The organism is Endobacterium cereale (assembly GCF_009617585.1).
In the GTDB taxonomy this organism is placed as follows: Bacteria; Pseudomonadota; Alphaproteobacteria; order Rhizobiales; family Rhizobiaceae; genus Neorhizobium; species Neorhizobium cereale.
The window spans coordinates 71,158-91,068 of the sequence record NZ_WIXI01000047.1; the positions used below are offsets into that span (position 1 = coordinate 71,158).

Below are 19,911 nucleotides of genomic sequence, written 5' to 3' on the forward strand. Positions count from 1 at the left end.
GAGAGATGGTGCCCCGAGAGGGGAATACATAAAACGTTATAGAACAGCCACTTAAAGGCAGAGCGGCAATCATTTCTTTCCATGGTTTTATTGGAGCCTCACCGCCTTGGTTAGACTGCACACCTTCAAGTCTTGTAGTGATAAAAATGACAACGCCGCTCGGTGGACGAAACTGGACGACGCACAGAAAAACTTGCAGGGACGCCAAACCCGTAAAGAGCGTCACCACGGAGATGGTCAACATGGTATATCGTAACAAAATCAACCACTCAACTGATCATGACGATCCTGTAGGCTCGGCTTCATTGGATCGCCCGCTTCGGTTCACGACTTCCCTCGGCTTCTCAGGCGCCGGAAAGGAGCCCGGCGACTCACGTTTCGACAGATTATCAATCTGATCGAGACCACCGAAGCTGTTGGTCGCCACCGATTTTGAGGCGGAACTGAACAAACGGCAGCTATCACCGCACAGTCTGAAACCATCAAGCTCAAAACATTTATAGAAAAAGATAAGATGAAAACCCAAGTTATAACATGGGAATAAAATGGTGCCCGGAGGCGGATTTGAACCACCGACACGCGGATTTTCAATCCCGTTCGGATCGCTGCACGGCCACGAGTTACGGCAAATTCGACGTCAAACGAGATAGGCAAAATCAAGCACTTAGCGAGCGTTGGTCAAACAGAAATTGGCGGTATTTCGCGGCCGCAATGACCAGTCAACCGCGCTCAAACATAGCGCTGCATAGGGAGCCGGCTCAGTCCGGCTCTCTGACGCTCTCCTATGGCAGGAGGCAGGCATGAGCGTGTCTAGACCATTTCGGGAAGTGAAGCTGCAGTGGCTCCAGCAGTTGAGTTGCGACAAGCAACTGAGCGACAGTGCTCGATCGATTGCGCTGTACATCATCACCACACATGTAAACGGCCACACCGAGAAGGCGTGGCCGTCTTATCAAACGATTGCCGAAGCGACCGGCAAGAGCGTCAAGACCATTCAGCGCGGGGTCCGCGAACTGGAGCTTAAGGGCTGGTTCGAGATAAAGCGCGGTAACGGCGTTGGGCACAATACAGAGTATCGTCCCTCAGCAGCTTCGATATTACGCGCATCAAATGCCCGTGAAAAGACGGACAAAATTGTCCCCCTTCATCCGCGGGAAGGCGGTCAAAATCGTCCTGTGAGGCGGTCAGATATGTCCAGTGAAGGCGGTCAAATATGTCCACCAAACCTAGAGAAAGAAAAAATATATAAATTTAACGGGCGCGAGGGCGCCCCTCCGCGCAAGGAGGCGCGACGGGCCATCCCGCTTGTCTTTCTGGACGAGCGCAAAGCAAAACAGATCTCGTTGTGGCGCGCCTGGCTGCACCGTTACGGCCTCCCGTCACTTGAGGCTGTCAGAGCCCGAACAATGCGAAGTGGAAGGTTCGGTTACGATTTGCCCGGCTACTGGCCGCCAGACGATGGCGACGTCGCAACCCTTGACTGGATCGCGTTTTTTCAACGTTGCGGTGGCAGTGGCAGCACAAAAACCTTTGAGACCATCGAGCTTCTCGAGGCCTCGTGATTGGTGTTGCAGATAGCGATGTAAGCACACTTGATGTATTCGGTGCGAGAATGCCGTGCTCGGAAAACATGATTTCGGCAATCTCGATCGACGTCTTGTCCATATAGATGGGGCAGTCGGAACCGCGTGTGAGCAGCCACATTTGCCGGCGCAGCACCATGGCATAAGAACGCAGACCGCGGGTAATTGGCGGGCCTTCGTCGAGTTCGGTTACCAGCCCGTTGAACCGGCGGCGGATGGCCGGAATAGCCTCCATGCCCCTACACTCGCCAGCCTTTTACTCTGCTCAGAGCTTATTTTAGATCGCCGACAAGGGCATTTGCATAAAGTAGGTATTTCACCTGAATTACTTAAATAGCTTAGAGACCTTATTATGAAGCAGTTTTCTTTTCCCGACATGAACCGTGTTTCGGGGGAAATCCTCGAAACCGCGTTGATAGAGCCGGTGACGCTTACCAAGCGCGGCAAGGAACGATTGGTTATTCTGACGACTGACACCTATCAACGCCTTTTGGGATTGCCGCAGGCTCAAGTTTTCGGCCTCTACGATGCGCCCGAGGACGTACACCGCGAGTTGATGACCGGCCTTGACGAAATCTTGGTCGAGAGTAACACCGATGGTTAAGCGTGGCGAGATTGTCAGGTTCCATTATGTCTGGAAGCGGCAGGCCGACGCAGGCGAGGAAACAGGCCGCAAAGTCCGACCAGTTTGCGTTACCGTCCGCAGCGAAGGCAATCCCGGCCACCTCTTTCTGTTTCCGATCACGTCACAGCCACCCGCAGCTTGAAGCTTGGCGCTCGCTTTTAATCAAATGGAATGCCGCCGCGCCGGTCTGAAATTTCCATACTGGATCATTCTCGACGAACATAACCTAGTCGACTTGGACAAGACCTATGATTTTGAAAGCACAAAGCCGTTTGGCATTGTCAGCCCCGCTTTTCTCACTGAGATTGCCCGTATCATCAAGCAAGCCGCCGCCACTGGACGGCTTTCAGGCGTTAAACGCTCCTGAAAAGAGAGCCGGTGAGCTGACGTGATTGCTATGCTCGCCGAAGCGGCAAGCAATAACCGACTCAATTCCGAGTGGAAAGCAACAGGTGTCAGCTTTTCATTCTTTGATAATGAGGTGGTGAATGCGCTATGCAAGCCTCAGCTCAAAAAAGCTTGTGCCCCGATTTCCAGCTAATCTCCTACGTCTACTCCGGCGTTGCTGGAATTTCGATCGGTTTCCTGCGAGTGCCTCCAAACCTTGCGATCTTTCTCGAGCCGAAAACCCGAAGCACATCTTCGGCAGCGTCAACAGTGTGGACACACTCATCCATAGTTTGAATCCGGCGTGACCGATCTTCACGGCGGTAAAGCTCAGTCATTCAATTGATGCTGTTTTTCGTCTTTCGGCTTGGTTTACATATCCCGGCCATGGGCGAGGAAAGAGTTCGCTACTAACTGCGCCTCTTCCGTCATCATCCCAATGCTTTCCAGAATCGCGGTCTGCCATGATGGTCCACGCAACCATGCTTCTGCAAAGACTTCGGCCGCATTGTCCCTACGATAATACTGGCGCATGGCGAGTAGCAGCAATTGAGCTTGCAGAATGTCTTTCTGCCGTTTGGCGTCGCCGCCCGCGTCGTTCTGCCGACGACCCGCAACTATCAGCTTGTGAACCGCATATCGTTCCGGCGACGGGATCACGACCGAGACACCGGGGCCATGGAGCAGGATCGAGCGTACGGGATCGTGTATCAAGAAGTCCATGAACCGAAGCGGCTCGGCTGGAGCACCGCCCAGGGCAGGCATCTTTCCCGGTTCGTCGCCGTAATCATCGCTACCCCGGTTGGTCGTCAGGAACTCGACCCTATAGCCGGATTGATTGCGAAAGGCATTGCTGCGCTGAGAACCAGAAATGCGCGGTATGGCGCGGAAAGTCGGGTCGAGACCTTTCAAGAGATCGAGGATAGGCGGCAGGCTGTCAGCGATTTCAGCCGAGATCGCGTAATCCTGGGCGATGTCAGCGTCGCCGGTCAGGATGGAAGCCATAGGAAGGCGAACGCCGAGATATGAGGAATAGCATTGAAACGCGACGGTTCCGACTAGAATACCACGGAGGCGAAACAGGCCAGCCATAGCGAAGGCTTCGACTACATCACCGGTGAACGTATCAGGGGCGATCAGTCCGGCTTCGCGTGTCAGCGTGGAAACCAGTTTTCGACGAGTTTTATAGTCGCTCTTCTCTGTTCGGTGGCTTTCGACGCGCAGCGTGATTTCCGGATCGTCCGCGGGACCGAAGTACCGGCGTTTCTGGCCGCCCTCGCCATCGGGTTGATCGAAGTACCAATACGCGAGATTATCAACTTTCACGGAGACGAAGCGACCCGCCGGCAGAAAGTCCGGGGAGCATTGCGCGTCGAAAGAGCGCTGCTGCAGCTCTGCTACTAGCGTCCGAAAGGCAATGTCAATTTGCTTCACAGATGCCACCTCTATACCATTTTCGAAATTCCAGTATAGTGCGCCAATGTACGCGAGCTTGGGTCAAAGGAAGGTGTTCCCTCTCGGCCACTCGAATCGCACCTTTTGCAATCCTCGATATCATTCAGGCAGAGTGGGACACTGAACAGGTGTCAGTTCCTTTTGAGTGGGTTCGAACCGCCAGTTATGCGACCATTCACGCTGCACTAGTTCATCAAAGCAGTTGCGTTAGCCGCATGGCTGAAAGATCTGTACCCTGTGGTCCCGACGTGAGATCCGGATGCCCAACGCGTTCATCCGTTGCCGCAGCGGCTCCTTCGACAACGAGAATCGAGTCTAGTCGGCTGGCGGCCGACATGGTTTAAAAAGCTCTGTAAGGCACGAAGAGCCCGTCGCTTTCGAGCGGGAACATCTGCATCTTGCCCGCCACCTCTGACAGCTTCTGCGTTTTTAATCCCGGTCGGATCGCAACGGCTACGAGTTATGGCAAATTCGACGTCAAGCGAGATAATCAAAATCAGGCACTTAGCCAGCGTTGATCAAACAAAATTGGCGACAATTCGCGCTCTTAACCACCAGCCAACCGGGATCAAACACAGTGCTGTAACGGAGCCGGCTCTCTGATGCTCTCCACTGACGGGAGGCTGGCATGAGCAACGCGCGACCATTTCGAGAGGTAAAGCTGCAATGGCTTCAGCAGGTGAGTTGCGAAAGGGAACTGGGCGCTAGCGCTATCTAGCGCGCGCGAGGGCGCCCATCCGCGCAAGGAGCGGCAGCGGACCATCCCGCTTGTCTACGTGGTGGAGAGGAAGGCAAAGCAAATCGAACTCTTGTGATCTGAACCCTTCAAACTGGACCATCTTTGGTTAAAGTTTTCCGGTGATAGACGAGAAATCTTTTCATATAGGCGCTGAGCAATTTCTTGCCGCGAGCGCAAGACAATCCTGCACGCCCGGATATCACACTTGCAAGCATGTAAGAAAATTATAGAAAGGCGGATCATGAAACTGACGGGTGCGCAATGAAGATCGAGAGATTGCCTCTGGCCGGGCTGGCCAAGATTATTCCGACGCGACTGGGCGATCATCGCGGCTATTTTTCCGAGGTTTTCAAGGATGGCTGGTTTCGCGAGACTGTCGCGGACGTCACCTTCGTGCAGGAAAACGAATCCCTTTCGGCAACGGTCGGCACGGTGCGCGGCCTGCATTTCCAGCTCGAACCGTTTGCGCAGGGCAAGCTGGTGCGCTGCCTTGCGGGCAAGATCTTTGACGTTGCCGTCGATATCCGCGTCGGTTCCCCGACCTATGGTCAGTGGTATGGCGCCGAGCTTTCCAAGGAAAATGGCGAGCAGCTCTGGGTGCCGGCCGGTTTTGCCCATGGTTTTGCCACGCTCGAACCCGACAGCGTCATCTTCTACAAGGTGACGGCACCCTATAGCGCCGAAAACGATCGCGGCCTGTTGTGGAACGATCCGGCGATCGGCATCGAATGGCCGTTGCCGCTCGACAATGCGGTCCTGTCCGACAAGGACAAAAAACAGCCGGCGCTGGCGGATCTGCCGCCGTCCTTCCAGTATCGATAAGAACAGGAGCAGACCCCATGCGAATTCTCGTCACCGGCGGAGCAGGTTTTATCGGTTCGGCACTCGTGCGGCATCTGGTCAAAAATGTCGGCGCCGAAGTGCTCAATGTCGACAAGCTGACCTATGCCGGCAATCTCGCTTCGCTGAAGGAGATCGAGGGTGCTTCGAACTACCAGTTCCTGCAGGCGGATATCTGTGATCTGCAGAAGATGTCGGAGGCGATGACCTCGTTCAAGCCGGACCGCATCATGCATCTGGCGGCAGAAAGCCATGTCGATCGCTCGATCAGCGGTGCCGCCGATTTCGTGCAGACCAATGTCATGGGCACGTTCTCGCTGCTGGAGGCCGCCCGCCATTACTGGAACGACCTGTCGCCGGCCCGCAAGGAGGCTTTCCGCTTCCTGCATGTGTCGACCGACGAGGTGTATGGTTCTCTGGGCGACGAAGGCCTGTTTGAGGAAGTTACGCCTTACGATCCGTCCTCGCCCTATTCGGCTTCGAAAGCCGCGAGTGACCATCTGGCCATCGCCTGGCACCGAACATATGGCCTGCCGGTGGTGGTGTCCAATTGTTCGAACAATTACGGCCCGTACCATTTCCCGGAAAAGCTGATCCCGCTGATCATTCTGAATGCCATGGATGGCAAGCCGCTGCCGGTTTACGGTCAGGGCGTCAACATCCGCGACTGGCTGTATGTCGAGGATCACGCCCGCGCGCTCGACCTGATCGCATCGCGTGGCCGTCTCGGCGAAAAATACAATGTCGGCGGCCGCAACGAGCGCCGCAATATCGATGTCGTCAAGCGCATCTGCTCGCTGATGGACGAGTTGCGTCCGAAGGCGACGCCGCATGCGGATTTGATCACCTATGTCACCGACCGGCCGGGCCATGATGCGCGTTATGCCATCGATGCCACCAAGCTGGAAACGGAACTGGGTTGGAAGGCGCAGGAGAACTTTGACAGCGGCATCGAGCGCACCGTGCGCTGGTATCTCGACAATGAATGGTGGTGGCAGCCGCTGCGCGAAGGCGTCTATTCCGGCGAGCGTCTCGGCGTTCTGAAGAAGGGGTGATGCGCATGCGCATAGCCGTCACAGGAAAACAGGGACAGGTGGTGACCGCGCTGATCGAGCGTGGACCTCAAGCCGGTGTCGAGATTATCGCCGTCGGCCGGCCGGAACTGGATCTGGCCGATCCGGCCTCGATCCGCCGTGTTCTGTCGGACTTGAAGCCGGATGCGATCGTGTCTGCGGCCGCCTATACGGCGGTAGACAAGGCCGAGAGCGAACCGGAGCTGGCCTTTGCCGTCAATGCCAAGGGGCCGGAAGCGTTGGCGCATGTTGCCGATGAACTGGGTATTCCGGTCATTCATATCTCGACCGATTATGTGTTTCCCGGCGATAAGGATGGTATCTATCTGGAAACGGATGCCACGGGGCCGGTGTCTGTCTACGGCCAGTCGAAACTGGCCGGTGAAGAAGCGATTGCGGCAGCAACGCCCAATCACGCCATCCTGCGCACCGCCTGGGTCTATTCCCCCTTTGGCGCCAACTTTGTGAAGACGATGTTGCGGCTGGCGGAAACCCGCGATGCCTTGAACGTCGTGGCCGACCAGCACGGCACGCCGACCGGCGCGCTCGACATTGCCGATGCGGTGATCGCGATTGCCAAACGTCTGGCGACCGATGCCGATCCCAAGCTTCGCGGTGTCTTCCACCTGACCGGCAGCGGTGAGGCCACCTGGGCGGATTTTGCCGATGAGATCTTTGCCGGGCTGAAGGCCAAAAGCGGCAAGACCATCACCGTCGGCCGCATCACTACCGATCAATACCCGACGCCGGCGAAACGGCCTGCCAATTCGCGGCTGTCGAACGACAAGCTCGCCAAGACTTACGGCATCGTTCTGCCCGACTGGAAACAGTCGACGGCGGTGGTGCTCGACCGGCTTCTGAGCGAAGCGAACAGTTGAACGACCAAAAGCCTTTGCGCCTTCCCGGCGCATGGCATTCCAGCGATCGGCGCGGACCTGCAAAAATGTCCGCCCTCACACGAAGGAAAAAGCATGAAGGGTATCATTCTCGCCGGCGGTTCCGGCACGCGGCTTTACCCCATCACCATGGCCGTCTCCAAGCAGCTGATGCCGGTTTATGACAAACCGATGATCTATTATCCGCTGACCACGCTGATGCTGGCCGGCATCAGGGAAATCCTGATCATCACCACGCCGCATGACAATGAGGCGTTCAAGCGCCTGCTCGGCGACGGCAGCCAGTGGGGCATTTCCATCGAATACGCGGTGCAGCCAAGCCCGGATGGTCTGGCGCAGGCTTTTGTCATCGGTGCGGATTTTGTCGGCTCCAACCCGTCGGCGCTGATCCTTGGCGACAACATCTATTACGGCCACGGCCTGCCGCAGCTGATGCGCCCGAAGGACGGTACGGACAAGGGCGCGCGCGTGTTTGCCTATCACGTCACCGATCCCGAGCGTTACGGCGTGGTCGAGTTCGACCAATCGATGAAGGCGCTGTCGATCGAGGAAAAGCCGGCCGAGCCGAAGAGCAACTGGGCTGTCACCGGTCTTTATTTCTACGACGAACAGGTCATCGACATCGCCGCCAACCTGAAGCCTTCGCCACGCGGCGAGCTTGAGATCACCGACGTCAACCGCATCTATCTCGAGCGCGGCCAGCTTTCGGTCGAATTGATGGGCCGTGGTTATGCCTGGCTCGACACCGGCACGCCGGACAGCCTGCTGGATGCCGCAGATTTCGTCGGCACGCTGGAAAAGCGTCAGGGTTTCAAGATCGCCTGCCCGGAAGAAGTCGCCTACCGCATGGGCCATATCGATGACGCCCAGCTGGAAAAGCTTGCCGTCAAACTCGGCAAGAGCAATTACGGCCAGTATCTCATGAAGCTTGCAAAAGCACCACACGACACCGCTTTTTGAGGAGTTCGACAAATGAACCGCCGTGCCTTCGACGTCGGTTCAAGCAGTTCTCGCGCTCGCCAGACGTCCGGTTCAATTATTGAGACACTAAGCGGGCTTCATAGCGAAACTTCGGTAAATTCCCGACATTTGTGCCATTACATGCGCCTCGGTAAAACCCGAGGTGATCCGCTGGCGCGCATTGATGCCAGCCTGTGCCACAAGCTGCCGATCCAGCGCCAACGCGCAGATCCGGTCCGCAAGCGCTGCGGCATCATCAGGTGGCACCAACCAGCCCTCCTGCCCATCTCGGACAAGATCACGGCAGCCCGGCACATCGGTTGTCAGAATGGCCCGGCCGCAAGCGCCTGCTTCCAGGATCGAACGCGGCAACCCTTCCCCACCCCTCGTCGGCAGACAGGCGAGATCATGGGCCGCCCAGATCTGCCGCACATCGCGCGTGCTGCCGTGCCATTCGATGCCGGGGAGCTTTGACCAGTTTTTCAGCGTGTCTTCCGATAGCGATCGCGGATTGGACGGATCAGGCGTACCGTAAAGCGAAAGACTGACATCATACCCACGTCCGCGGGCGATGGACACAGCTTCCACCGCAATATCTGCACCCTTCGACCAGACCATGCGACTGACCATCGCGATCTTCAAGTCTTTGCCCGCTGGCACAGCAGCGGGCGTATAAAAGTCCGGATCCACACCAGCACCCGGCAAGACCGTTACATTTGCTACATCCGGGGCGATTCCGAAGCTCAACGGATCGGTCACATTTTCGAACAGAAACCGGTTATCACCCCGCAGTGCTATAACGCGGATTATGTTTTTTAAAAGCCCGCGCAACACGGCAGCGCCAAAACCCTTGTTTGCAGTAAGCAGGCCACCACCCGTGACGGCGAGGACACGGTTCCTTAGGCCGGCGAGATTGGCGGCGAGGCCTCCAAGGAAGATCGAGCGTAGCGCGATACAATGGACGATATCAGCTTTCTCCGCCCGCAGTATCCGCGACATGCGCCAGATGGAGGCCGCGACGGCTAGCGGTCCGATATGGCGCCTCTCGACATCGAGGGGCACGACGCGGGCACCAAGGTTTTCAAGTATCTCCCGGTGCTGGTTAATACGAGTGACGATGATCGGTTCAAAACCGGCATCCTGCGCCGCACGCAACATCGGGATGAAATGCGAGACGAAAAACCAGTCTTCGGAGACGACGAAGGCGATGCGCAATTTCTTTGAGGACATGCCGGCAAACCGGGCCTTTCTCCTGATGGGATGCTGATTACCGTCGGATCACTGCTCGAACCATACGTATGGCCCCTTTGGGCATCTTCGCATAGACCATATGCGCGAGTTTCAACAGCCGCGGGCTTTGGCGCCAAAAGTCACGCAACGGCAGAGAGAATGGATTGTCGGGAACCAGCGTCCGGTCAATCAGCAGTTTTAGCTCTGACTCTGACAGCGATGACGGCGGCGCATTGAGGATCGGGCCGGCGTTTTCCATTGCGGCGGAGACAAAACCTTGGTGCTCGACGATTGTGGCGAATAGACGCTCCAACGCGTGTGCCGCGGTACCATCCAGCTGACCGCGCTCGGCAGCAAACAGCGTGTCGACCTCCTCCGAAAGAAGCAGATTAAGCGCCGAACGACGAAACCAGAACATTGATCCGGCGGCGAAACGCGGCATCTCGACGTCGACAATAGCGTCACGATCATAAAAGGCTGCGAGCATATCAGACATCGCACCATCATTGATGGCGGTGCGACCATCGAGCGCCATCAAGTGGGCGCGCGGAGCGATGAGCCCGATGCGGTGATCAGCCGCCATCAGTTTTTGACCAAGCAGCACGCCTTCCCCATCAGTTTCCAGTAGCGAACCGCAAAGAAAACGTCGCCAGTCGGCACCATCGGAGCGATGCGGCGACCGTTTAGTATGGAGTTTCAGGCCGATGTCTGGTGTAGGCAGGATCTGGCCATGTAGCGCCTTCATGAAGGGCAGTATATCACGGCCACGGTTTTCGGCCTCGAACTGGTGGGAAAATTTCAGGAACGGTGTGTTTGGCAAGGGCACCGGCGCCACCGTAGGCGGCCGGCTGATTACCAGCGCGAACGGTTGATGTAACGCTTGCTCGATCTCCCAGCGCATTTCCTCCCAGACATCGGAATAAAAGACATGCACGAAGATCGTGAAATCGGCCTTATCGCTGTCGATCAACGTTTGAAACTCCTCAACCCTCAACAGTCGATGCCTTTGGGCGATAGCAGCTGGCTTCATCTCTTTCCATCGAGCCCGGGCAATCCATGCTAGATGTTCTGAAACTCTCCAGACGCAGGCCGGGCAATGCGAAGAATAGCAGTCGCTTGATCGCCCGCTTGCAAGGACGAACCGCCAACGCCGACTGATGCAACGGCAGCGCGCTAGAATGATAGAATTACGCGCATACTAGTAAGGCCGTTGCCGGATGTGAACAGGAAAGCGGCGTCCGCGACAGGCAATTCAGTCCGGGTGCTTTGATTCCAAAAAATGGCGGATCGATTGTCTCAGGTCACTTCAAATAACCTTTGCTTTGAAGATAATCGAATACCTGCCTAGAGAGAACGTCAGGATTTTGATCTTTTGTTGAGAGGCGAATTTCGGCATCCAGAGGCTCCTCATAAACCGAAGAAACGCCAGTAAAATTTGGTATCTCATCCGCCAGCGCGCGCTTATAAAGACCTTTTGGGTCGCGGCGAATACATTCTTCAATGGGTGTGTCGATATAGATTTCGATAAATTCACCTGCATCAAAACTTTCACGCGCGAATTGACGCTCGGAGCGAAATGGCGAGATAAACGAGACGATGGTTATCAAACCGGCCTCGCTCATCAGCTTAGATACTTCCGTCACCCGCCGTATGTTCTCAACGCGATCACCATCAGTAAATCCTAGATCTCGACACAATCCATGTCGAATATTGTCTCCATCCAGGACAATCGTATGCCGGCCGTGAGCGTGAAGTAACTTCTCAAGGCTGTTGGCAATTGTCGATTTCCCTGAGCCTGATAGACCAGTAAACCACATTACCACGGGTTGTTGCCCCATTAGGCGAGCGCGGGCAACTTTGGTTACTTCCAAAAGCTGCCACTTGACATTGCTGGATCTGCGCAACGCAAAGTCGATCATCCCCGCACCGACGGTGGCGTTGGAATGACGATCGATCAGAATGAAATTTCCGGTCGAGCGATTTTCCTTATAGGGATCGAAAGCAAGCATCGACTGTGTTGCAAGATTGCATATGCCTACTTCATTTCGAGCCAACGAGCGTGCAGGACGACGGGTATAAGTGTTGATATCGATACCGTATTTCAGATGCGTGATGGACGCGGTGACCGTATCGTTCTCCGTTTTCATCGTATAGCTTCTATTGGGAATGAGGGGTGCACTGTCGAACCAGATTATTTTCGCCTGGAATTGATCGGCGACACAAGGTGGTTCTTCAGGAGATGAAAGCATGTCACCACGAGACACATCCAGTTCATCTGCGAGCACGATCGTTATGGCCTGACCACAAAATGCCTCAGAGAGCGAACCATCTTTCGTCACGATATCTTTGATACGCGACGTTTCGCCGGACTTTGCCACAAGAACCGTCTCGCCACGGCGTATTTTCCCGCCCGCAACCTGACCTGCCAACCCACGAAAGTCGGCATTGGACCGACAGACATACTGAACTGGGAAACGGAAAGCTGCTGCGACTGGTGCTTCTACGATATGAGCGGCCTCCAAGGCTTGGAGAAGACTGGGACCTTCGTACCATGTCGTCTGATCCGAAAGGGTGACGACATTGTCACCATAACGGGCGGAAATTGGTATAGCCTGCACGGACGAAAAACCGAATTCACGCGTATATTGTGAAAAGTCCTCGGTAATTCTCCGAAACTGACTTTCCTCGAACCCAACAAGATCGAGCTTGTTTACGGCCAGAATGATATTTTTGATGCCTAGAAGCGACGCGATGTAGGAATGTCTCTTGGTCTGCGTTCTGAGCCCATGCCGTACGTCCAGCAGCACGATGGCGAGATCAGCAGTAGACGCACCTGTCGCCATATTTCGGGTGTACTCCTCGTGACCGGGAGCATCTGCCACGATAAATTTCCGCTTCTGCGTCGAAAAAAAGCGATAGGCAACGTCGATAGTGATGCCCTGCTCCCGCTCAGCCTCCAAGCCGTCGACCAGCAATGCGAAGTCGATATCATCTCCAGCAGTGCCGTAGATCTTGCTATCGCGTGTGAGCGTGGCCAATTGATCTTCGTAGAGGAGCTGAGTATCGTAAAGCAGCCTCCCGATCAGCGTGGACTTTCCGTCATCGACCGACCCACAGGTCAAAAATCGGAGGATTGATTTATCTTCCTGCTCAATGAGAAATTCCGAAATTTTGCTGTCGTGGGTAGTTTCCAATTCACCCATTAGAAATAGCCCTCTTTTTTCTTCTTTTCCATGGATGCGCTCTCGTCTGCATCTATGAGTCTACCCTGCCGCTCAGATGTTTTGGTGGTGAGAGTTTCAGCAACGACATCCTCAAGCGTGGTGGCATCGGACGCGATGGCGGCAGTCAGGGGATAACAGCCCAAGGTTCTGAAGCGGATGAGCCGCTCGGTGACGCTATCTTCCAGGCGGAGCGGCAGGCGATCATCATCAACCATGATCATCATACCTTCCCTGTCGACGACGGGCCGCATTTTCGCGAAATAGAGCGATACGATGGGAATACGTTCCTTGAGAATATACTGCCAGATATCCGTCTCCGTCCAATTGGAGAGCGGGAACACGCGTATCGACTCTCCCGGGGCGATGCGTGTGTTGTAGGTCTTCCACATTTCCGGGCGCTGGGCCTTTGGATCCCAACCATGCTTCTGATTACGAAACGAGAAAATACGCTCCTTCGCCCTGGATTTTTCCTCGTCGCGTCTAGCGCCTCCGAAGGCCGCATCAAAACCATGTGCGTCTAGGGCCTGCCGCAGGGCTTCGGTTTTCATGACATGGGTGTAAAAATTGGAACCGTGGGTGTACGGAGTTATATCTTCCTCCAAGCCCCGTGGGTTGGTGTGGACCAACAGCTCCAGACCGAGATCGCGCACCGTCTGGTCCCGAAATGCAATCATTTCTCGGAATTTCCACGTCGTATCGACATGGAGCAGCGGAAATGGCGGTTTTGCCGGGTAGAACGCCTTCATCGCGAGATGCAGCATCACCGAAGAATCCTTGCCTATCGAATACAGCATGACAGGCTTGGTGAAGGTCGCGGCCACCTCTCTCAAAATATGGATAGCTTCGGCTTCGAGCTGTTCGAGATGTGTAAGTTTCACCCGCGTTCCCTGCTGCTGATATTGGTAGAGCTTCGTTTCATAGTCTTAACCCAGCAAACCGGATGATCATCGTCATTCGAGACGCGACTTTATTGTCTGCCCTAGACCTTAAAGTCGCGCTCGGTTCCAGCCGCCCAAAATTGCCGTCTCCTAATAGAGGAACTAGCGTCGGAAGTTGTTTCTACAATGTCACATCCCTTTTGGGAGTGTCGGAACTGATCGTAGTGTCTACCAGAAGTGCCGCCACGCGCCGTGCGACATGCAAGTTCACTTCGGTCTGCGACAGTATGGTCGACACGTCCTCGGGATTGAATGGAAGGAGATCGGCTTCAACCGCTTGCAATATGGCCGCTGCGACATCCTCCGCCACAAGCCTGCGAACCGGGAAATAGCATCCTTTACGCGTCTCCCACTTTTTGCTTCCCCAATCATTCGTGACAACCGCCATACCGGCTGCAGCCATTTCCTGCGGAGGATAACTCGGATGAGGCGACTGCATCAGCGAAACGCCGACTTTCGCGGTAGTTAGCGTTCGCGCATAGTCCTCCAGGCTCATTTTGCCAAGTAACTTGATCTTGCCTTGCAATATGGTCGGCAAGAGCGCGAGGTCATAGCTTTCGCCCGCCGAGTAGATTTCCCACTCGCTGAATTGATTTGGCTTTTCCAACGCCCAATGCGTCAAGGCGTCAACGATCAGTTCAAAGCAATTTCGCTCGACCGTGGGGCGCCCGTAAAAAATGAGAACCTTCTCGCGTTCGGCATTGCCGTCCGCTTCCTTGAATGCGGCCTTGAGAGAATCGTTGAGCGAAAAGTCGACCGACACGGTTTTCTCGAAGCCATGATCGACAAAATGATCGACGAGGAAACCGTCATTGACGATGTGTATGGTCGCGTAATCGCTGTCGTAAGTTGCTTCCGCCATGCCCGATTTCGTAGACCACGGATAAAATCCCGGCTCGAAATCCTGCACCAGATAAAGAAACTCCGCCTCTTTTCCGAACAGCACTCTCTGCGCCTGCTGCAAGGCCTGAGCCTGCCGTGCATTCCACCAGGCGGAAGCCATAAACACGTCACCTTGACGAAGCGGCGTGCGAACCGGATCGAATTGCGATCGATCCGTGGCAGATACGATGTCGAGCACGCCTTGAAAAGCACCGAAATCCGATGCCACCAGGAATTCGGCACTATCTCGATATTCATCATCGGTGACAATAACGCGCATGTCGAGTTCCGGGTTCTTGCGTCTCACCTCCTCGCAAACACTGCAAAACAAGGTAACAGCCGTCTTGATGCCGCCATAGACCTGAGCTTTGCGCAAGGTGGGGATGAGCAGATTGATCCTGGGTCGACGCGTCGAATCGAGGCTGAAAGGAATGCGGCTCGATTCCGGGTGCCGTTGCTGGGAGCTGCCCAACTCGACTTCGTTGAAGAGCAAGCTGAGCGTGACTGGAATGACCGGCAGCTCCCGGCCAGCGCCAGTTTCGCCGACGCTGTATTTTGCCCAGCGATATCCGGAGAGTTCGCAAAGATAGAAAAGCGTGCGTTCGATCGCGTGAGCGAGCGTTCCGTCGACCTGACCGTCCTCGGGGCCGAAATCATTCGCATCCAGGTTCTGGTCAAGAAGCGGCTTCAGCGCTGCTGTACGAGCCCAGAACATTGAACCGGATGGAAAATCAAGGCGGGTCGACGCCAGCAGCTCTCCCCCGGCATGGCGAACCAGTTGCTGGGCTCGATCAAAATTGTAGCCCCAGTTCACCGGCTGGTGCGCCGTGAGTTGCGGCCAATGATGGGGCGCAAGCATCCCGATGTTTTCGTTTCGCAGGAATGCGTAATATATGTTCCGCCTGAGCGCTGGAGTTCCAATAACGCTTTCCCAAAGATAGTTGCGCCATGTCTCCCCCGAACTCAAATGCGGAGAGCGCTTGGTATGTAGGAAAACCGCGAATTCGCATTCGGAAAGTTCATCCCGACACGAAAGAAAACGCGGCCCGAGATCTCGACCGATATTGGGCGCTACCTTGACGACATGCGAACCGACCCGGTGCTCCGACAGCGTTTTCTCGATTCGCTCTTTTTTGGTTTCGCTGTCCGTCGTTATGACCAGTCTTTCCCAGAGGAAAAGACGACCGATCATTGCCAGCAGCTGATCCATTTGCTCCGGATAATAAGCATGGATAAAGATTCCGACTGTCGGCGCCTTGTCCTCGCTAAAATGAGCGGGAGCGTCAAATACCTTTCGGCTCGGCATGATTAACGGAGGATGGACATCGGCGCCAAGGCCAACGCCCTTGATGACCCCGGGTGCCATAGAATCGAAAAGCTGGAAGCTCTCCTTGTCAACAGGCTTGTCGGCATTGTTGGAAGCCACAATTCTCGCTCGGGATACAACGAAAAATTTGGAAAGCCCTTCGCGACGGTAAATTCCCCAACCCTTTCTGAGGACGGAAAGCAGGCCACCATGTCTTGCTATGAACTTCAGCCCCGGCAGAGATCCAAGCCGTTTGATGGACTTGAGCCTGCCCAAAATAAAACGAAAGGGAGCTGTGAGACGCCAGCTGGTGCTGCGCCGAATACCATCCAAGGCGACCCGGAGATGCATGATCTGGTGGTCGCGGACTTCGATATTCTTCTGAAGCTCTTCAATCAATGTTTTAGCAGATGACAAAGCCTCTTGAGATTTAGTTCGTTCCACATCGAGCAGGCGAACCTCCTGCTCTTTCGCCCCAAACGCCTCGTTCAGTTGTTGCAAGTCGCTCTCAACCTCAGCCAAGCGGCTTTGAGATTGAATACGCTCATTGAGCGTCCTATCCACCCATTTAAGAAGCGGCTGGAGCCGCTCAAGTTCATGACGCCATGCCTCGACCTGCTCGGCGCTAGCTGGATCGTCCAACGACGTTTGGCCGCTTGGCAGTTTTTCAAGAAAGAGCTGTATATCCCGGACCAACTCGGATGCAGCGTCGTCAACATAAATGTCAGTACCGGAGAATACAGAATGCCGCAGGTCCTCATCAAGAAACTTCTGCTGATATTCCGTGAAAGCCTCGACATCAAAGTCATGACCTAGCCATTTGGCCAGTCGGCGCAACTCTTGCTCGGGATGCTCTAAAACAACGTCATAGTTTACCGCGATAGTCGGCCAGCGTCCCCGGTAGGACAGTCCGCTCACCACATGCTCTGCCCAGAGAAAATAGGACATTTCGGGCGAAAAACCATCTCTGTTGACAAGAGATTCCGCTACCGCCATTGGATTGCGAAGCGCCAAGACAAAACGCACATCAACGCCTGCTGCATCAAAAACCCGCTCCCAAAACGGAAGCAACTTGGTCGTGCGCGGATCCTTGAACGCAAATGACCTATGGTGTGCCAGTCGCGATCGGATCAATTTCAGCGCGCGCGTGAGATATCCGCGATCGCAGAGGTAATCAACCTCCGGGCGCTGCACGGGAGCGAGACTGTACCACTCCCGCCCTATGCGTTGTAGCATCTCCTCATTCAGCGCTACAAACTCGAGATCCTCCCAAAACCCCTTGGCATTGTTGCCTTCGGCTTCGGGCATGAGAGCTTGCCCCAAGTGAACACCGGCAACCTCCAACCCGCGAGTGATAACGCTGGTGCCGCTTCGGTGCATTCCGAGAACGACAACCAACTGAGACCTGATAGGCAACAAATCCATAGTTTTACATAACCTGATCTGACGAATTCGATGGAAGGGTTTCGATACGGGATTCGCAGGAGAAATCCACAATTCCCGTGGCGACGTTATCGACCTCGGACATGACCCTGAACATGGCTACATCAATGAGGCGATGCAAAAAGGTCTCGCTCCCGTTGAGATCGCCGACAACGCCTGCATTCAGGAAATAGACACCTGGATTGAGACGGCAGGAAAATTCGAATTCGACCAGATATTGCTGACCAGGCAGGATATATGGCAGACTGGTACGTGCCGAGGATGCAGAAGCCGCCCCTCCCAACTCGACGCCGCTTGTCGTCTTGATCATCATGCCGAACCGGACATTGCTCGCAGCGCGCGAAAACCTGACCTTGTAGCGGTAACGATAAGTCTTTCCTCTTGTGAGGTTGTTGACCCGTTCATTGTCGATCGTGAAGAGCGCCGGCTCTTCGATCAAGGCTCCATGGGATTCGTAGGCGATTGTGCTGCTTGGGCTCAACGCGGGATCGTAGCTGTCCGGCAATTCTTCAGAGAGTTCCAATCCAGAATATCCATCCAATGGTTCCGCGATTTCCGTCTCGCTGATGGATGAGTGCGGTTGATCCCCTTCTGCGCGAATTTCGTCGCGAATATCCGAGCGCCGCTCTTCAGGCGCATAAATAAGGCGCTGATATCGAGCGACCATCTTTTTCGGCGTTCCGATAGTCAAACACTCGCCACTGTCCAGCAGAACCGCGCGATCACATAGCTCGACCACAGTTCCCCCGGAATGCGAGACAAATAGAATCGTTGAACCGGCTGCACGGATCGCTTCGATCCGCGAAAAACATTTCCGCTGGAACAACTCATCCCCGACAGACAGGGCTTCATCCACGACAAGGATTTGGGGATCGGCATTGATGGCGACGGCAAAGGCCAATCGCACGACCATGCCGCTGGAATAGGTCTTCACGGGCTGCTCGATAAAGGGACCGATATCGGCAAATGCCGCAATGGCATCGAAGCGTGCATCAATTTCGTCCGTGCTCAACCCCAACACCGAACCATTCAGATAAACATTTTCACGCCCGGTAAATTCGGGATTGAAACCCGATCCCAATTCCAAGAGCGCGGCGATCCGGCCATTGGTCACAATCGAACCGCCAGTAGGATTGAGAGTGCCGCAGATCATCTGCAGCAGAGTGGACTTTCCACTGCCGTTGCGGCCGATGATGCCGACGGTCTCGCCTTTGCGGACTTCGAAGCTGACATTCTTCAGCGCCCAGAATTCACCGAAATATTGCCGTGGCTGGCGCCCGAGATGCCGGTCGATTGCAGGAATAACGAACTGCTTGAGCCGATCCCGTGGCTGATCGTATATTTGATAGCACTTGCTCAGGTTCTCGACGCTGATTGCAATCTCAGAGGACATCGGCAAAACCTTTACGCGTCTTTTGGAACCATGCGAAGCCGATCCAGGCAATGCAAATCCCTACAATCCAATAGATGGTCACAAGCTGGAAGTCCGGGGCTGCGCCCCAATAAAGGACGGCGCGCACCTGTTCAATCACACCTGTCAGCGGATTGAAGTAGAGCAAGTGGCGATAGCCTTCCGGGATCGCGGTTACAGGAAAAAAGATCGGACTGAGAAACAGCAAGACGCTCGTCAATACCGAGGTGATTTGGGAAACATCCCGCAAAAACACTCCCAAGGACGCCAGCGCCCAACTCAGCCCCATGACGAACATGAGAAAGGGAATAACGATCAAAGGCAGGTAAAAGACCGTCGCATGCGGCATGCCGATAAGCAGAACATAGGCGGCCAGCCATACGCCCAGACTGATAGCGGCGTGATACAGCGCGGACAGAAGCACGACGAACGGCAGGATTTCCAAGGGAAACACCACCTTCTTCACATAGTTTGGATTGCCCAGCACCAGTCCCGGTGCACGGTTGAAACATTCCGCGAAAAGATTGAATACGAGAAGGCCGGCGAACAGCACCAGAGCGAACTCGACCTTTGAATCATTGGCCGCATTCCAGCGCGCCTTGAACACCTCGCTGAAAACGAAGGTATAGACTGCCAACATGAACAGCGGGTTGAAAAACGACCAAAGAAGCCCCAGCAAAGAACCACGATAACGGCCGAGAACTTCCCGTTTTGCCGACACATAAATCAACTCTTTATGGCGCCAGAGGCCGGCAATCATTTCGACCGGAGTCGCTGGATATGTACGCATGCGCGGGGACTCTTTCGACAGAAGCACTATCGGGTTTCTTGACCCAGTGTGCTAACTGCCGAGCCCGCAAGATGCAAGCACGAGGAGATTTATTCCACGACTCCGGCTACGCTCCCGCCTACGCGTTCG

14 protein-coding genes and 2 pseudogenes are annotated in these 19,911 nt (G+C 55.0%); 7 read left to right on the top strand and 9 right to left on the bottom strand.

Annotation, left to right across the window (positions count from 1 at the left end):
- Positions 1-800 precede the first annotated feature (800 nt).
- Positions 801-1,562, top strand: coding sequence for a helix-turn-helix domain-containing protein (locus GAO09_RS19010; protein WP_153355976.1), 762 nt, complete (start codon positions 801-803; stop codon positions 1,560-1,562).
- A 19-nt stretch (positions 1,563-1,581) separates the two neighbouring features.
- On the opposite strand, the pseudogene GAO09_RS30105 reads toward GAO09_RS19010, so the two are convergent.
- Positions 1,582-1,800 (bottom strand): annotated as a pseudogene (locus GAO09_RS30105) (contractile injection system protein, VgrG/Pvc8 family); the annotation flags it as partial.
- 135 nt (positions 1,801-1,935) lie between these two features.
- Here GAO09_RS30105 and GAO09_RS19020 point away from each other — a divergent pair.
- Positions 1,936-2,187 (top strand): prevent-host-death protein, encoded by a 252-nt coding sequence (locus GAO09_RS19020; protein ID WP_153355982.1) that lies wholly within the window; start codon positions 1,936-1,938, stop codon positions 2,185-2,187.
- A gap of 166 nt (positions 2,188-2,353) precedes the next feature.
- Complete coding sequence (locus GAO09_RS30110; protein WP_235938299.1) at positions 2,354-2,575, top strand: hypothetical protein; 222 nt, start codon at positions 2,354-2,356, stop codon at positions 2,573-2,575.
- 392 nt (positions 2,576-2,967) lie between these two features.
- On the opposite strand, the gene GAO09_RS19030 is transcribed toward GAO09_RS30110, so the two are convergent.
- A complete protein-coding gene (locus GAO09_RS19030; RefSeq protein ID WP_338015086.1) occupies positions 2,968-4,029 on the bottom strand; it encodes a nucleotidyltransferase family protein in 1,062 nt (353 codons plus the stop codon).
- Between the two features lie 1,021 nt (positions 4,030-5,050).
- Here GAO09_RS19030 and rfbC point away from each other — a divergent pair.
- The 4 genes from rfbC to rfbA all read left to right on the top strand — a co-directional run bounded on the left by rfbC (position 5,051) and on the right by rfbA (position 8,558).
- A complete protein-coding gene (gene rfbC / locus GAO09_RS19035; RefSeq protein ID WP_153355985.1) occupies positions 5,051-5,611 on the top strand; it encodes a dTDP-4-dehydrorhamnose 3,5-epimerase in 561 nt (186 codons plus the stop codon).
- A 17-nt stretch (positions 5,612-5,628) separates the two neighbouring features.
- On the top strand, positions 5,629-6,684 hold the full coding sequence (gene rfbB, locus GAO09_RS19040) for a dTDP-glucose 4,6-dehydratase (protein WP_153355988.1): 1,056 nt from the start codon (positions 5,629-5,631) through the stop codon (positions 6,682-6,684).
- Positions 6,685-6,689: 5 nt separating this feature from the next.
- Positions 6,690-7,580 carry a dTDP-4-dehydrorhamnose reductase gene (gene rfbD / locus GAO09_RS19045; RefSeq protein WP_153355992.1) on the top strand — a complete coding sequence of 297 codons (891 nt, stop codon included), beginning with the start codon at positions 6,690-6,692 and terminating at the stop codon, positions 7,578-7,580.
- Positions 7,581-7,673: 93 nt separating this feature from the next.
- Entirely contained in the window at positions 7,674-8,558 is an 885-nt protein-coding gene (rfbA, locus tag GAO09_RS19050) for a glucose-1-phosphate thymidylyltransferase RfbA (protein WP_153355995.1), read from the top strand.
- A gap of 87 nt (positions 8,559-8,645) precedes the next feature.
- Here the strand turns inward: rfbA and GAO09_RS30650 are convergent, their stop codons facing one another.
- The 7 genes and pseudogenes from GAO09_RS30650 to GAO09_RS19085 all read right to left on the bottom strand — a co-directional run bounded on the left by GAO09_RS30650 (position 8,646) and on the right by GAO09_RS19085 (position 19,809).
- Positions 8,646-9,788, bottom strand: coding sequence for a glycosyltransferase family 4 protein (locus GAO09_RS30650; protein ID WP_153355999.1), 1,143 nt, complete (start codon positions 9,786-9,788; stop codon positions 8,646-8,648).
- A 37-nt stretch (positions 9,789-9,825) separates the two neighbouring features.
- Positions 9,826-10,758: a rhamnan synthesis F family protein gene (locus GAO09_RS19060; protein ID WP_153356002.1), complete on the bottom strand. Its 933-nt coding sequence runs from the start codon at positions 10,756-10,758 to the stop codon at positions 9,826-9,828.
- 331 nt (positions 10,759-11,089) lie between these two features.
- Positions 11,090-12,991 (bottom strand): sulfate adenylyltransferase subunit CysN, encoded by a 1,902-nt coding sequence (cysN, locus tag GAO09_RS19065; RefSeq protein ID WP_153356005.1) that lies wholly within the window; start codon positions 12,989-12,991, stop codon positions 11,090-11,092.
- Positions 12,991-13,893, bottom strand: a pseudogene (gene cysD / locus GAO09_RS19070) (sulfate adenylyltransferase subunit CysD); the annotation flags it as partial. The gene cysN and the pseudogene cysD, both read right to left, overlap by 1 nt.
- A 178-nt stretch (positions 13,894-14,071) precedes the next feature.
- Positions 14,072-17,446 carry a rhamnosyltransferase WsaF family glycosyltransferase gene (locus GAO09_RS19075; protein WP_235938301.1) on the bottom strand — a complete coding sequence of 1,125 codons (3,375 nt, stop codon included), beginning with the start codon at positions 17,444-17,446 and terminating at the stop codon, positions 14,072-14,074.
- 121 nt (positions 17,447-17,567) lie between these two features.
- A complete protein-coding gene (locus GAO09_RS19080) occupies positions 17,568-18,974 on the bottom strand; it encodes an ABC transporter ATP-binding protein (RefSeq protein WP_153356011.1) in 1,407 nt (468 codons plus the stop codon).
- A complete protein-coding gene (locus GAO09_RS19085; RefSeq protein ID WP_338015087.1) occupies positions 18,964-19,809 on the bottom strand; it encodes an ABC transporter permease in 846 nt (281 codons plus the stop codon). The genes GAO09_RS19080 and GAO09_RS19085 overlap by 11 nt, the downstream gene beginning before the upstream one ends.
- Positions 19,810-19,911 lie beyond the last annotated feature (102 nt).